Genomic DNA, 13,799 nt, shown 5'->3' with positions numbered 1-13,799 from the left:
CACCTTGAACCCCCTCCGCTAGACGGACAGGCTCACGCAGCAATTTTGCCATGTATCAGATGCCCGCTGACGGGCGCAGTTGTTTTGGCGAAACGTTCAACAGGCGGCGCATCAGACGCCGTAGGGCCGTGGCATCCTGGTAGCCCACCTGCTCGGCGATAGATTCAACGGAATATCTGCTGGTTTCCAGCAGCACGCGGGCCCTGTGCAACTGCACACGCTGGATCAAATGCTGGGTTGAAAGACCGGTTGCTTTTCGAAGGTGGCGGGACAACGTTCGCTCAGACATGCCGGCGTATGCCGCAAGACTCGGGACACTGGGCGGATAGGGCAGCCGTGCTTCTATGTAGGTGGTGAGGTTGGCGACAAGCGAATTGCCCAGGGCCATGATCGCGGGGTTGATGAACGGAGACTGCAACTGTCGACCATCGAGTAGAAGGATCTTGCCCACATAGTCGGCGAGTTCGGGTGATAGGCGCCTGCGCAGTAGATGTAGCATCAGGTCGGTCTGCGCGAAGGCGGCACCAGCGGTTGTCAGAGGTGGATCGCAGAGAACCATGACATTGGGGTCGACGAGGCAGTCAGGCGCGATGCTCGACAACTGTGGGGCGAGCCACCATGTGGTCGTAACCTGTCGGCCTTTCAGCAATCCAGCGGCATGCAGCAGAAAAACCGCCGAGCATGAAGCTGCAATGTCCTTGCCTTGGGCCGCATGTGCCCTCAGCGCGGGCAGTGTTTGAAGTACCCAGTCTTCCTCAAGACGGTTGCGCAGCGCGTCGACATCGCTGATACCAAGGCCGGGAATAACCCAGCAGGAATTGTCCTCGACGTCTGTAGTCAGTTCGTCGACCTGCAGGAGCATACCTTGCCCAAGGGGAATCAGCCCTGGCCGTGGTCCACACACTCGCCAGCGTGGCACAGCAAAACCTTGCCGCACTGCAAGTGTCGCAGCGGTGGAAAGGATATCCAGAGTGGCCGCGACACTTGAGGCGAACGCCCCGGGAATGACCACAATAGTGAAATCGTACATTGTCCGATTATGCCCGAAAGAAGACGAATCGGTCACTTATCCTGAGCGCAAGGAACGGGTTCAATGGCGCCTCCAGATAACAACGAGGTTTTGTCATGCCGAACATCCTGATCAAGGTGCCTACCGAAGCGTTCAATCCGACTCAGCGCCAACAACTGCTCCGCAGCGTGAGTGACGTGGCGATGGATAATGAACAGATGGGTGACGCCCCACAGCAGCGTGCTTTGTGCTGGGTGCTTATCGAAGAAGTCCAGGCAGATAATTGGCTGTGTGGAGGCGTGGGTCCTCATGCCCATGTTGTCCCCTGCATTGTCATGGTCAAGGTGCCTGCCGGCGTTCTTGATGCACCGATGCGCCAGCGCTACGTGCGTGGACTGCACGGAGCAATAAAATCGAGCCTTGCACCGGACGATCAACGCCAATTGCTGACCTCAATACAAATCCAGGATGTGGTTGATGGCACGTGGGGGGCGAACGGTGATGTTTGGCAGTTGGCCGACTTCACCCGCGCGGCTGGATATGGACATCTCGCTCAGTAGGGTCATGGCATTCCCAAAAGCGCAACATTGTAGTCAGCATCGGGCCGCTTTCCTTGCTCCTTCTACCTTGATGGCCAAAACGCTGCAGGGCACCTGATACAGGACATGCTCCGTGGTACTGCCAAGCAGCTTGGCCACCCCTTGGTGATGGGTATTTCCCATGACGAAGACATCCGCTCGCGTATGCGTCGCAAAGTCGACCATCGCTTTGGTGGGCGGCCCCGCAATAAAGTGTTGGCGCTCAGGTGGCACGCCGTATCGTTCAGCCAGGGCAACGAAGCACTTCTCAAGTGACCGCCGCACGTCGTTGCTGAAGCCTGGCATCGTCACGGCACCAGCACCTGCATCAGAGAAATGGGTGTGTGTCAGTTCATAGGCATACAGCAGGTGCACCTGAGCAGCACATTGTGCCGCCAATTCGTTCGCCGCCTGAATGATGCTGTCGTTGATTGCGCGGATCTGTCCCTCTGGATGCGATGGATCAACCGCGGCCACTATCACCCGAGGAAGCGGGCACCTGACTTCGCTGACCAGATGTACAGGCGTCGGACAATCGCGCAACAACTGCCAATCCAAAGGCGTGACGAATACGCGCTTGAGCGCTGATTCATGATGGACGTCCTTGATCACCAGGTCGGGCTGCATTTGAGCCACATGTTCAAGGATCTCTTGCAGCGGGTCGCGGGTCAAAGCAACTTCGGTGGTCACATTGATGCCCTTGCTGCGCATGAGTTCGGCCTCATCCGCCAACCACTGCTGGTTCTCCTGCCGGCAACGCTCATGCAGTTGTTCGCTGTTGCTCATTAACCGCATATGGTCGAAGTCTTCGATGAACACCGCGATATGCAGCGCTGCACCGGTGGCATCGGCCAGTGCGATTGCCCGCTCCATCGCTGGCGAGTGACGCATGGTTGAACCTGCGATCAGAAAGAGTTGTTGATACTTCCTCATGTGGCACCTCCAAACATTCTGGGTTATCCGCTAGTGCCCCCAGCACTGTCGTTTGTCCACCCTTGGCGATCTCTTAACGCGTCAACTAACTGGATCGACACTATTCAATATAGGCCTGCACTGCCGGCTTTAATACTTCGGAAAAAACGAACAACAAGCCACGAATAAACGATTTTTGTTGTTGCGACATGCCCGATAGCATGATCACTGACATTAGGCGAGTAATCGCGCCGCTCTGCATGAGTATCGACCAAACCTGGATAGTTGAATGACCGCCATCAGCGTCGGCCAGTCCTGGATGTGGGCCGCCTTCATCGGATTCGTTCTCGCCATGCTGGCGCTGGACCTTTTCGTCTTCGGCGGGCGCAAGGCGCATCGTGTTTCGGTGCGTGAAGCGCTGTCCTGGGTCATCGCCTGGAGCAGTTTGGCGTTGGTCTTCGCGGGGCTGCTCTGGTGGTATCTGCGCAGCCAGTTCGGCGCCGAAGTGGCCCAGCGTACAACGCTCGAATTCCTCACGGGCTATCTGATCGAGCAGTCGCTGTCGATCGACAACATGTTCGTTTTCGTGATGATCTTCGGCTATTTCGCCGTGCCGCCAGAGTTGCAGCGCCGCGTCCTGCTCTATGGCGTGCTCGGCGCCATCATCATGCGCGCCGGGATGATTTTCGCCGGTGCCTGGCTGGTGCAGGAGTTTGCCTGGCTGCTGTATGTCTTTGGCGCTTTCCTGGTTATCACCGGCGTCAAGATGCTGATCTTCGCCAACCAGCAACCCGATCTCGATAAAAACCCTTTGCTGTGCTGGCTACGTAGCCATTTGCGGATCACCGACGGCTTTCACGGCGAGCGCTTCTTCGTGCGCCAGAACGGCCTGCGCTGGGCGACGCCGATGTTCCTGGTGCTGGTCCTGATCGAGGCCAGTGACCTGGTGTTCGCGGTCGACAGCATCCCGGCGATCTTCGCCGTGACCACCGACCCCTTCATCGTGTTCACCTCCAACATTTTCGCCATCATGGGCCTGCGCGCACTGTATTTTCTGCTTGCCGACATGGCCTACCGTTTCCACTTGCTCAAATATGGCCTGGCCGTCGTACTGGTGTTCATCGGCAGCAAGATGCTGGTCGCGCCGTGGTGGCATCTGCCAGTTCAATGGTCGCTGGCCATGGTCGGCGGCATTCTGTTGATTTCGGTCCTGTTGAGCCTGACTTTGACGCAGGGCAAAACCCGAGTTACGCCAGAGCAATGATGAATGTGAGGCGAGGGCGTAACCAAGCGAGGTTGGCACGCCCCACGCTACCGTGCGAACTCTATTCGTCCACGCTGATGCCCGATCCCCCTAATTCGCTGGGGACATCCTTGAGCTTGGGCAGCCCATCTTTGATGGGCAGTCTGGTCTCCTGATAGTGGACGTGGACGCTTGGCGAATACGCGAGATCCGAGATCAGCGCGGCATACACGTCGATGAGCCCCATTTCCGGGTGTTCGGTGAAGAGGTGCCCGCCACACTGCTTGCACCATTTGCGATAACTGCGCGGTGTCTTGTTGTAGGTGCCAATGCTCTCAGCACCCCGAGTGACTTGCACTGCCTCGGGTTTCCACAGTGTGAACGCGTTGACCGGCCCCGCTGACCAATGTCGACACGACTCGCAATGGCAATAGCCCATGGCGGCCGGTTCACCGCTGACGGTGAACTCGACTGCGCCGCAAAAACAACGGCCTTTGTAAGACTTTTCTATGCTCATGGAATGACTCCTTGATCAGTGGTTACGGCTGCCGCCGGAGTGGGGAGGGGCCGTCAACGTGTTAGCGGGCTTCACCCGTCAATGTAGTGCACCGCAGTTGCTGGCGTGCGTCGAACCTGCAGTTGGAAAATGTCAGGGCGCGCATAGTGCCCGGTGACGTCAAGCGTCCGCCGTGCTGGCGCCACGAGCGAGACATCGATGTCCGCATACACAATGCCCATCTCTCGGTGTAATGGGCCGGCCACGATGCGGCCTTGAGGGTTGACCACCACCGAGTCGCCGTCGTTGATCCACTCTTGCGGATCGGGAAACAGTTGCGCACGAGATGGGAAGTCATCAGGAATGTCGCTACCGCGCAGCGACGTACCGCTGCCGAGCACCCAGCAACGGCCTTCGAGTGCAATGTGACGCATCGTGCTAATCCAGCCCTCGCCGGTGTCGTACGTGGGGGCGACGTAGATTTCCACGCCCTGTGCATACAAAGAATAGCGCGCCAGGGGCATGTAGTTTTCCCAGCAGATGAGCGTACCGATGCGGCCGACGGGTGTATCGACCGTACGCAACCCCGACGCATCGCCGAAACCATGGACCATGCGCTCGGGGTTCGTTGGCATCAGCTTGCGATGGCGGTTCAGTACTTCGCCGTTGGTACCGATAACGACTACGCTGTTATATAGCGTGCCGCCTCCGTTATGCCGCTCGCATTCATTGATGCCGCACACGATTGTCACGGCGTGAGCGCTGGCGACCTCGCACAATTCCTTCAGGTCACCGTTGGCGATATCAACGGCGTTCGCCAGCAGGCACGTATGCAACTGGCCCATTGCCGCGCCGTCTTTTCCCGCCGCTAGCCGCCAGATCCACGACGGGTAACCGGGAATGAACGATTCGGGCAACACAATCAACGAGGCTCCCGCCTGCGCAGCTTCCGCGACCGATTGCACGGCTCGAGCGATCGTCGCGCTGCGATCGAGCAGCACTGGCGGGCGCTGAATGATGGCTATCTTGGTCATGACGTTCTCCTGTGGCGGTGGGCTATCGAGGAGTTCAGCGTGCGCGCGGCGACGTCGCGCGACTAGTTCAGAATCTGAAGCGTTTAGTTGCGGAGTACAGGCGATGGACGAAAGCTACGGTCAGTTCTGCACCGTCGCGCGCGGTGCTGAAGCACTGTGTGAGCGCTGGACGCCTTTGGTCGTGCGCGAGCTGCTATGCGGCAGTAAGCGCTTCAATGAATTGCGTCGAGGCGTACCCCGGATGTCCACCAGCTTGCTGGCACAGCGGTTGCGCCACTTGGAAGATATCGGTGTCGTACATCGCACGGCCACAGGCAACGTCTGGGAGTACAGCCTGACTGAGGCCGGCGAGGAGTTGCGCCCGATCATTATGGCGCTTGGCCATTGGGGCGCGCGTTGGATAGGCAGTCGCCTTCGCGATAACGAACTCGACGCGGGCTTGCTCATGTGGGACGTGCGCCGGTTCGCACGCATCGAGATGTTCCCACCCAGGACAGTGGTCATCCATTTCAGATTCCGCGACGCGCGGGCCGGCGAGCAAGATTGGTGGCTGGTGGTCGAACACGGTGTGGCAGATCTGTGCCGCGACGATCCCGGACGCGAGCTGACCCTCGTCGTGGACTCTAGCGTGCGCGCGTTAACTGAGGTCTGGGCGGGCGACCGAACACCAAAGGAGGTTCTTCAGTCGCAAGAACTGCGTGTAGACGGGGCTGTACAGGATGCGCAAAACCTATGGCGCTGGCTTGGCACGAGTGCGTTCGCCGGGACCCGCAGCGCTGCAATCGGGCCATTGCAATAGCCATCGAGAAAAGCAAGCGCTCGAACGTTCACTTCTGACCGATTTCTGCCTGTAGTATCGGGCAGCAATCGGCCAGAAACGGACACTCAGCAGCTGAGAGTGATGCTAGGCGCAAACCCCTAACGATGTTGAATATCGCTTTGCAACCAGCGTACCTAAGCACCTCAATAGATCAAAGGCATCCAAAGGAGTCGATGTATTTTGACACTCGCCTCAAGCGTGACCGCTCACTAGGCTTAAGCTCAAGCATATTTTCGAAGTGTTCTTTTTGCTCAGTGAAAGCCGAAATAAGATAGTGTCTTAACCATTCATATTTTTCAGTGTTTTCATTTTTATAAAAATTATTTTTGAGCAAGCTTAGAGCTCCTTCGAACGGCGCATTGCTCTTGGATGTGGATAAGAGCCTTCCATAGTTTAAATATGGATAATCTACCACCCCTCTATTATGTGAACTAATCGACAAATGCGGAAGCCCAGAGACAATGCACTCATTCAACGCCTCCTTCATAGAGCCGTAATACTTCAAAATAAGCGAGCGATCAACAATTATCCTAGGATATTTTGCTGAACTTTCAAGAATGTAGGAGTTTACCAACCCCGCCCCGACTATTATGTTATTAAGCTTGTCAACGAAAAGATCTCCATGAGAGATTGCCCCTCGAACAGGAATTCCTTTGGCGAGTAGTCCGCACTGCAAAATACTTGACAATTTTATCAACTCAAAAAGATTGTCAGATGACTCATCACAGTAAATAACAATTGAATCGCTTATCAGTAAAAAATCAAAATTTCGCTTCGCAACTGCGGACTGAAAATTTGACAAGATAAAAGTATAATAAGTATCTATAGACTCGGTAGTAGAGGCATAGACAAGATTTTTAAAGCCAAGTACATCAATAAATGCAACCAGTCTTTTCTTGTATTTAATATTCAATTTCCAAACCTACCACCGAAATTATTGTGAAGTCCCACGGAAAGCGCTCGTAGCAGGATAAGCAAATTAACATCAATTGGCCAGCACTCATCTATCGTACACGTTCTCCGTCCCTTGTATCGATCTGCAAGAGTCGACGTCTGGGTGAACAAAGGCTTTCAACAGGAAATCTCAACAGCATTGCAATGCTTTGTGTTCAGACATCGGTCAGTGTGAATCGTCTCTGTTATCGGAGACACGTACAACTGGCAGCAGTGATTCGTTACCCGCCTTTCGCGAAGGGCCTCTTTGGGTCGATTTATGCCTTTGCTGGCAGGCAGCTATGGGTCGGACAGCGACGGTCTGGCATCGACCGTCGCAGTGGGTGGTCAGACTTCGGTCTGTTCCGCCAATTCCAGGGCGTCATCGACCTCGATTCCCAGGTATCTGACGGTGCTTTCAAGCTTCGTATGACCGAGCAGGAGTTGGACAGCTCTCAGGTTCTTCGTCCTGCGATAGATCAGTGATGCCTTGGTTCGCCGTAGCGTGTGGGTACCGTACATAGTTGGGTCAAGGCCAATGGCTGTCACCCAGGCTTTGACTATTCGAGCGTATTGCCTGGTGGAGAGATGATCTGAGTCGTGCAACCGGGTCGGAAACAAGAAGTCCTCACTGCGGAGTTGGGCCTGATGCATCCAAGCCTCCAGAACCGTTCGGGTTTGCTCAGTGATTTCAAATTGCACTGAGTGCTGAGTTTTCTGCTGCATCACCATGGCCCGTGACGACACATGTTCCCCATGGGCTATGTCTCGTACTCGCAGCTTGGTTAAGTCGCAGGCACGCAGTTTGCTGTCGATGGCTAGGTTGAAGAGAGCCAGATCCCGTGTCTTCTCCGCAAGCTGGAGCCTGACCCGGATGGCCTAAATATCTCTGACTCGGAGCGGGGTTTTCTGCCCGACAAGCTTTCCCTTGTTCCAAGGCTGATGGCTGCATGTAGCAATAGTGTTCATGGTTTGTCCTCCACGTTGAGGGAGGACAAGGATGGATCAGTCACACAGCGTGGGGGGCGCTATCCGGCCAAAAGCAGCCGCTAACAAGCGACTGTCTTTTCCCCAACCTGTGCAACTTCCGAAAAAAACGGGGGGCAGCTTCTGGAAAATCAAAACCCGTTCAGAGTTTTTATAATCCAGTCTTTCAGTTTGAAAGTGTAGTGACTGAGAACTAATAAACCCGCCACAACAATTACTGAAGCGCCTATACCGTATATTTTTGCAAGGTCGCCGTTTTCGGGGGCGACAGCAAAGTATTTAGCGATTGGCTGCATCAGTTCAGGGGATAGCGTGGCAGAAGCAATAATTCCGAATATTATTGTGATTCGGAGCGTGTAAGATTCTGATTTGATCTTATCGTCTAGATCAAGGGCTTTACGAACAGTTTCAATCTTCTTGTGCAGTAGCTTGTAGATCGTAGTTAGGTGGTCGCTTTTCTGTACTTCTTCGATATATTTGGCGATTTCACCATATTTATGCGCAGACAGGAGGGTCTCCTCAAATCCCAATATGTCGAGTTCGAGGCGGGCAACGTCTATTGCTGTCTTGCATTTGTCTAGTTCTAGGGAAGCGTAGGAATAGTATGTTTGTATGAAGTGTGATGCTTCATTCAGCACCTGGATGTCGGAGGTTAAGTTATTGAAGGTGTAAGAGTCGTGCTGCTCGACAAAATCCTCCACTTGCGAGGATGCTAGCATCAATGATACAGGCTCAGAGTAAAAGTTGTTGTAGTCGTCAAAGTTCCTCATATCCTTATGATTTAAGTCGGTGTGAGTTATCTTGTCCGATAGAAACGTTCGAGCCATTACGCTGTTGACTAGCTGTTTGTGGGTAGACCAGTTTTCGGATGAGCTCCATTTTTGATTGGTATGGGAGCGAATGTAAAGTATCGGCTTGCCACGCCAGTGTTGTCCTATGGAATCGTCTTTGTACTGGCTGCCATACCATCTGATGCGGGTTTGAACGGCACCTGCCGCAATAGTGCGCGCGACCACCGATAACAAATTTCGCGCTATGTCGGTGAGGGTAAGTTGATCGGTGTGTACAAGTTCGTAGACAGTTAGACGCTCGTCTACGAATTCCATTTTTCCCGGAGTGTTCAGCGCTGCACCCATGATGGTTTCAAATGCTTCTCGCTGAACAATTCTTTCCCTCCGAGACATCTGGGCCATCTGACATTCGGTGCAAGCTAAGTGCAATTCTCTTTCACACAATACTGATGTAAGGTTTCGTTGCGATTTATTTACTTCACTACGCACTACTCTTTGAGTCGTAGACTCCTCAAAGCCAGCAATGGCTGGCAACGAAATACTGATTATGCCGCCCGTGTAAACTCTGATGTAAGGAATTACTAGCTCATGATCTTCGTCATCTTCGCATCTGATGGCAATTGGGCGCATGAATATTCTAGCGCTTTCTGTGGGGAAGCCATACGCAGAGTTGAACAAGCGTTTGTCAGACAAGAGTAAATTGAGAGCTAAAGATAAAGCATAGGTGTTGGAGTCTCCGGAGTTCGCTTTGAGAAAATCGTTATGTCCAGATACAGTCATACCTTGTTCAGTTATTGTTGACTCAATGCTTAATTGTTGTGATCGAAGCCTGCCGTCTTCTGTGAAGTAGATTTTTCCACTGCTAGTTAAAGCGAAACTAAAGGCATCAGATTCAGCAAGGATTTCGCACATTCCTTCGAGATTCACGTTTCCAGTAATCTTCGAAGAATACAAGAAAGTTGCAGTCCCAGAGTATGTATAGTCTTCGTAGGTGCTTTCGAGACTTGGTTCCGCATCGGGTAATTCCATCAACTAGACTTCCTTGTAGCTAATGCACTATGCAGTGCCAATAACGTGAATGATCGCACGGAACCTACCTCTCAGCTACGGTTTCAAGTTCACAATGCTTATGCACCAATCATCTAGAGTACGCACTATATAATGCCGAAACCCAGCCGTTGACTTTGCCCTCCACGTTGCAAGCGAAGCTTGTGAGCAATCCCTTCGATCCACGGTCGTGACTGCCTGCACCTCACCTCTAGGGCAAGAACAAAAGCTTGATTTGCGTCGATGGTTTATTTGGTGGCGGTGAACCCACACAGTTGAGGTGTACCCACTGCTGGGTTGGTGACATTCCATAGACAACTCATTGCCAGCTTCTGGCCGTTTTCTGCCTTTGGTCAACGGCAACTATGGGTCGATTGGGGCCCTTCGTAACGGGCAGCTATCGGCCAAAGGCGGACTGCCTGCCCTATTAATAAATCCGTCCCCCTTCGGTCGTCCCCCTTCGGTCCTATCATCGGGAAGTGACCTCTTTCGACGTAGCTGGCAATTTCTGTCAAGTGGCGCTATATTTTAGCCATATGGCAGAGGAGTGCGATCATGATTGCTGCAGGCAAAGAGTCCTATCCAATAGCGTACGACCCAATACGTCCGCTGCAATTGCTGTTCGGTGAGGGGAAAAAGCTCAAAGCCACCAACGCATTTGAGCTTCACGCGCTCATGGAGAAAGGTTTTCCGTCGGACCTGGTCATCTCGTTTGTTCAATCGTACAGCCAGTTCCGTGACCATCACGTTTTTTCTAGGATCATTGGCCTGTCTGATCGTACGGTGCAGCGTCGGATCAAGAGTCCTGAGCCGCTGACCGCTGAACAAACAAACGGCACCTGGCGCTTGGCTACGGTGTTGAGCAAGGCTGAAGAAGTGTTGGGTGATCGTCAGCAAGCGGTTAATTGGATGACGTCGCCAGCAATGGGGCTTGAAGGGAAGGCGCCTATAGATCTTCTGACCACGCAAATGGGCTTCGAGCTTGTCGAGGACTTTTTGACGCGCATGGAGTATGGGGTGTATTCCTGATGACGATAGTGCCAGGCAATGGTGAGTTGTATTTGTGGCGTCTTGATCAGGAGAAGCATGCGTCCACCTGGTCGTCCGGTATAGGCGCTGAAATTGCCGGCGGCCGGTGGAACTCTAAAGGTTGCAAGGCTGTGTATTGTTCGGCGGATCCTTCCACGGCAATTCTTGAGGTGGCGGTGCATAAAGGCTTTCAGGCATTGGACACTGTCCCACACGTCTTGACGTGTGCCCGGGTAAAAGAAACCAAGTTGGTTCACCGGGTGATGCCGAACTCGGTACCGAATGCCAACTGGCTATTTCCAGGCTCCCCCGGCCGCGGCCAACAGCAGTTCGGTGACGGCCTCCTAGCTCAGCATCCCTTCGTATTGATACCTTCGGCGGTTTCTCGGCACAGCTGGAATGTGCTGATGAATCCCGCTGCTGCGCAGGATCTGTTTGAGCTCGTTAGCCAAGAACAATTCGCTTTGGACACCAGGCTCAATCCTCCCTAGGTTGTGTCTGGCCGCTAGCCGTCACTCATCCATGGCGACTAACAGCCCCCTCACATCATCGTCACACAAGCGCTGCGGCAATCGATCTGGAGCGCCAGGCATACGCCAACACCATCAGCAACCCCAGACTCGCCATAGCCGCTCCGGCTAGGGAGATCGCTGGATAACCCAACCCGGCATTGATCACCGCGCCGCCCAGCGCCGCACCAATCGCGTTGCCGAAGTTGAACGCTCCGATGTTCACCGCAGAGGCCAAATTGGGCGCGTCCTTGGCCGCTTCCATGACGCGCATCTGTAGCGGCGGCACCAGGGCGAAGCTGGCGATACCCCATATCAAGATGGCAACGGCGGCCGGCAGCGGCCAACGCATCAGTACGGTGAACGCCAGCAAGACCAGAATCAGTACGCTCAGCGAAACGATCAGGGTGCGATCTATCGAGCGGTCGGCGGCCCTCCCGCCCCACATGTTGCCCAGCGTCAACCCCACACCGAACAGCACCAGCATGGCTGTGATGTAAGCGGTGGACGCGTGGGTCTCGCTGCTGAGGATGGGCGCGATGTAGGTGAAGACAGTAAACATTGCCCCCGAGCCGACTACGGTCAGGGCCAGCGCCCCCAACACTGGGCCACGGCCCAGTGCCCGAATCTCGGCCAGTACACCGACGCTTTTCGGCGCCGGCAGGTTGGGCAGGGCGAACCACAACGCCGCCATGGCCACCACGCCGAGGCCGGTAATACCCCAGAATGCGGTGCGCCAGCCGAACAGTTCGCCAAACCAGGCGGCAAGCGGCACGCCGCCGATGGTCGCCAGGGTCAGGCCCATGAACATTGCCGCAACCGCCCCGGCACGTTTCTCAGGGGCGACCACGCTGGCGGCGACGATCGAGCCTACGCCAAAGAACGCACCGTGGTTCAGCGAGGTCACCACCCTGGCGACCATGAGGCTGTAGTAATCGGTAGCCAGGGCTGACATCAGATTACCCAGGGTGAAAATCGCCATGAGCCCGATCAGCAGATAGCGCCGGGGAATCCTGCCGGTGGTCAGGGTCATCAGCGGCGCGCCGAGCAGTACGCCCAGGGCGTAAGCGCTGACCAACAGACCTGCGGCGGGAATGGAAACGCCGAGATCGGCAGCGATACCCGGCAACATGCCCATGGGGGCAAACTCGGTAACGCCAATGCCAAAGGCACCTATGGCGAGTGCGACTAGTGGTGGATTGATACGCATGGAAGGCTCCTTATCTATGCTGCCAATGCTACGATCCAGCCTTTTCAAGCGGTAGATAGCATTTTTGGCAATCACCTTTGCGTAAGGGGCACAAATGGACTTCAGCGGCAAGTCGGGTGAAATGGCCGTGTTCGCCACCGTGGCGCAGGAAGGCAGCCTGTCGGCCGCCTCGCGTGCATTGGGGCTGACACCCTCGGCGGTCAGTCGGATCATCGCGCGTACCGAACAACGTCTTGGTACCCGCCTGCTGTTGCGAACCACTCGAGCGATCACCTTCACCGCAGAGGGCGAGGCGTTCCTGCGGGGCGCCCGACGGATCCTGGCCGACATGGCCGAGGTCGAAGAAGCCATCGCCGACCAGGGCGTACCAAGGGGCCGATTGCGGGTCAGCGCCGCCCTTGGCCATGGGCGGCTGGCCATCGTTCCCTTGGTGGCAGCTTTCAGTGCTCGCTACCCGAACATCGTCGTCGACCTCACCCTCGGCGACGAAGTCGTCGACATTCTCGGCGGCCAGGCCGACGTGGCGGTACGCTTTGGCCATCTGCCGGACAGCCCGCTGACCGCGCGCAGGATCGGCGCCACCGGCCAGGTAGTGGTGGCATCGCCCGAATATCTGCAGCGCCACGGTACCCCCCAGGAACCGGAAGACCTGCTACGGCACAACTGCCTACGCTTCAACTTCCGACGTGCAGAACCCAATTGGCCGTTCATCCGCGACGCACGTGAGTTTTCCCTGAAGGTCAGCGGCAACATCGAATGCAGCAGTGGTGAAGCGCTGGCACAACTCGCGCGAGTAGGTGCCGGCATTGCGCGTATCGGCGAATTCAGCGTGAGCGAGGATCTGCAACGCGGCGACCTGATACCGCTGCTGGAAGCCTGGAACCCAGGCGACCAGGAACCGATTCATGCGGTGTTCGTCGGTGGTTCGACAATGCCGGCGCGGGTGCGGTTGTTCGTGGATTTCTTGCTGGAACATCACCGGATGTAAGCGCTCGCGTCAAGGGGATTTCTATCTCAGCACGGCCCAGAGTACTTTTCGTACATTGATCGATGATGCCTTACCCAGTATGCGCAACATTCCTTGTCCTTACAGTTGTTGGCTAATCGTGTCGACACTATCGCCTATTCGAAACGGCTGTCCAGCGTCCGCTCCTGGCCGACTGCTGCCTATTAAGTGAAGCGGTTGAAAGGAAAGTTTGGC

At 55.2% G+C, this 13,799-nt stretch carries 14 protein-coding genes and 1 pseudogene; 6 read left to right on the top strand and 9 right to left on the bottom strand.

The features are described from left to right. Positions 1 to 55 precede the first annotated feature (55 nt). Entirely contained in the window at positions 56 to 1,030 is a 975-nt protein-coding gene (locus PspS04_RS15700; RefSeq protein WP_095169142.1) for a GlxA family transcriptional regulator, read from the bottom strand. Positions 1,031 to 1,125: 95 nt separating this feature from the next. On the opposite strand from PspS04_RS15700, the gene PspS04_RS15695 reads away from it, so the two are divergent. Next, complete coding sequence (locus PspS04_RS15695) at positions 1,126 to 1,569, top strand: tautomerase family protein (protein WP_095169143.1); 444 nt, start codon at positions 1,126 to 1,128, stop codon at positions 1,567 to 1,569. Between the two features lie 33 nt (positions 1,570 to 1,602). Here the strand turns inward: PspS04_RS15695 and PspS04_RS15690 are convergent, their stop codons facing one another. After that, entirely contained in the window at positions 1,603 to 2,520 is a 918-nt protein-coding gene (locus tag PspS04_RS15690; protein WP_159996423.1) for a universal stress protein, read from the bottom strand. A gap of 268 nt (positions 2,521 to 2,788) precedes the next feature. On the opposite strand from PspS04_RS15690, the gene PspS04_RS15685 reads away from it, so the two are divergent. Then, positions 2,789 to 3,763 carry a TerC family protein gene (locus PspS04_RS15685; RefSeq protein ID WP_159996421.1) on the top strand — a complete coding sequence of 325 codons (975 nt, stop codon included), beginning with the start codon at positions 2,789 to 2,791 and terminating at the stop codon, positions 3,761 to 3,763. Positions 3,764 to 3,824: 61 nt separating this feature from the next. Here PspS04_RS15685 and PspS04_RS15680 read toward each other — a convergent pair whose 3' ends face one another. Both PspS04_RS15680 and PspS04_RS15675 read right to left on the bottom strand, forming a co-directional pair. After that, a complete protein-coding gene (locus PspS04_RS15680; protein WP_159996419.1) occupies positions 3,825 to 4,259 on the bottom strand; it encodes a GFA family protein in 435 nt (144 codons plus the stop codon). A 71-nt stretch (positions 4,260 to 4,330) separates the two neighbouring features. Continuing rightward, on the bottom strand, positions 4,331 to 5,272 hold the full coding sequence (locus tag PspS04_RS15675; protein WP_159996417.1) for a carbon-nitrogen hydrolase family protein: 942 nt from the start codon (positions 5,270 to 5,272) through the stop codon (positions 4,331 to 4,333). Positions 5,273 to 5,375: 103 nt separating this feature from the next. On the opposite strand from PspS04_RS15675, the gene PspS04_RS15670 reads away from it, so the two are divergent. Then, positions 5,376 to 6,071, top strand: a complete 696-nt coding sequence (locus tag PspS04_RS15670) for a winged helix-turn-helix transcriptional regulator (RefSeq protein WP_159996415.1) — start codon at positions 5,376 to 5,378, stop codon at positions 6,069 to 6,071. A gap of 172 nt (positions 6,072 to 6,243) precedes the next feature. Here PspS04_RS15670 and PspS04_RS15665 read toward each other — a convergent pair whose 3' ends face one another. From PspS04_RS15665 to PspS04_RS15655, 3 genes are all read right to left on the bottom strand, one after another. Then, positions 6,244 to 7,005 (bottom strand): hypothetical protein, encoded by a 762-nt coding sequence (locus tag PspS04_RS15665; protein WP_159996413.1) that lies wholly within the window; start codon positions 7,003 to 7,005, stop codon positions 6,244 to 6,246. A 368-nt stretch (positions 7,006 to 7,373) separates the two neighbouring features. After that, entirely contained in the window at positions 7,374 to 7,901 is a 528-nt protein-coding gene (locus tag PspS04_RS15660; RefSeq protein ID WP_237235020.1) for a tyrosine-type recombinase/integrase, read from the bottom strand. Between the two features lie 242 nt (positions 7,902 to 8,143). Then, the gene (locus PspS04_RS15655; RefSeq protein WP_159996411.1) at positions 8,144 to 9,832 is read right to left on the bottom strand and encodes a hypothetical protein; all 1,689 of its coding nucleotides are present in this window, start codon (positions 9,830 to 9,832) and stop codon (positions 8,144 to 8,146) included. Positions 9,833 to 10,405: 573 nt separating this feature from the next. Here PspS04_RS15655 and parS point away from each other — a divergent pair. Together parS and PspS04_RS15645 are read left to right on the top strand one after the other, a co-directional pair. Then, positions 10,406 to 10,879 (top strand): type II RES/Xre toxin-antitoxin system antitoxin, encoded by a 474-nt coding sequence (gene parS / locus PspS04_RS15650; RefSeq protein ID WP_159996409.1) that lies wholly within the window; start codon positions 10,406 to 10,408, stop codon positions 10,877 to 10,879. After that, a complete protein-coding gene (locus PspS04_RS15645; protein ID WP_159996407.1) occupies positions 10,879 to 11,370 on the top strand; it encodes an RES family NAD+ phosphorylase in 492 nt (163 codons plus the stop codon). The genes parS and PspS04_RS15645 overlap by 1 nt, the downstream gene beginning before the upstream one ends. A gap of 61 nt (positions 11,371 to 11,431) precedes the next feature. Here PspS04_RS15645 and PspS04_RS15640 read toward each other — a convergent pair whose 3' ends face one another. Further along, positions 11,432 to 12,598 carry an MFS transporter gene (locus PspS04_RS15640; RefSeq protein ID WP_159996405.1) on the bottom strand — a complete coding sequence of 389 codons (1,167 nt, stop codon included), beginning with the start codon at positions 12,596 to 12,598 and terminating at the stop codon, positions 11,432 to 11,434. Positions 12,599 to 12,692: 94 nt separating this feature from the next. On the opposite strand from PspS04_RS15640, the gene PspS04_RS15635 reads away from it, so the two are divergent. Then, positions 12,693 to 13,586, top strand: a complete 894-nt coding sequence (locus PspS04_RS15635) for a LysR family transcriptional regulator (protein WP_159996403.1) — start codon at positions 12,693 to 12,695, stop codon at positions 13,584 to 13,586. Positions 13,587 to 13,595: 9 nt separating this feature from the next. Here the strand turns inward: PspS04_RS15635 and PspS04_RS28120 are convergent. Continuing rightward, positions 13,596 to 13,676 (bottom strand): annotated as a pseudogene (locus PspS04_RS28120) (glutathione S-transferase); the annotation flags it as partial. Positions 13,677 to 13,799: the final 123 nt, after the last annotated feature.

This window comes from Pseudomonas sp. S04 (assembly GCF_009834545.1).
Classification (GTDB): Bacteria; Pseudomonadota; Gammaproteobacteria; order Pseudomonadales; family Pseudomonadaceae; genus Aquipseudomonas.
This window is presented reverse-complemented; position numbering and strand designations above follow the sequence as displayed.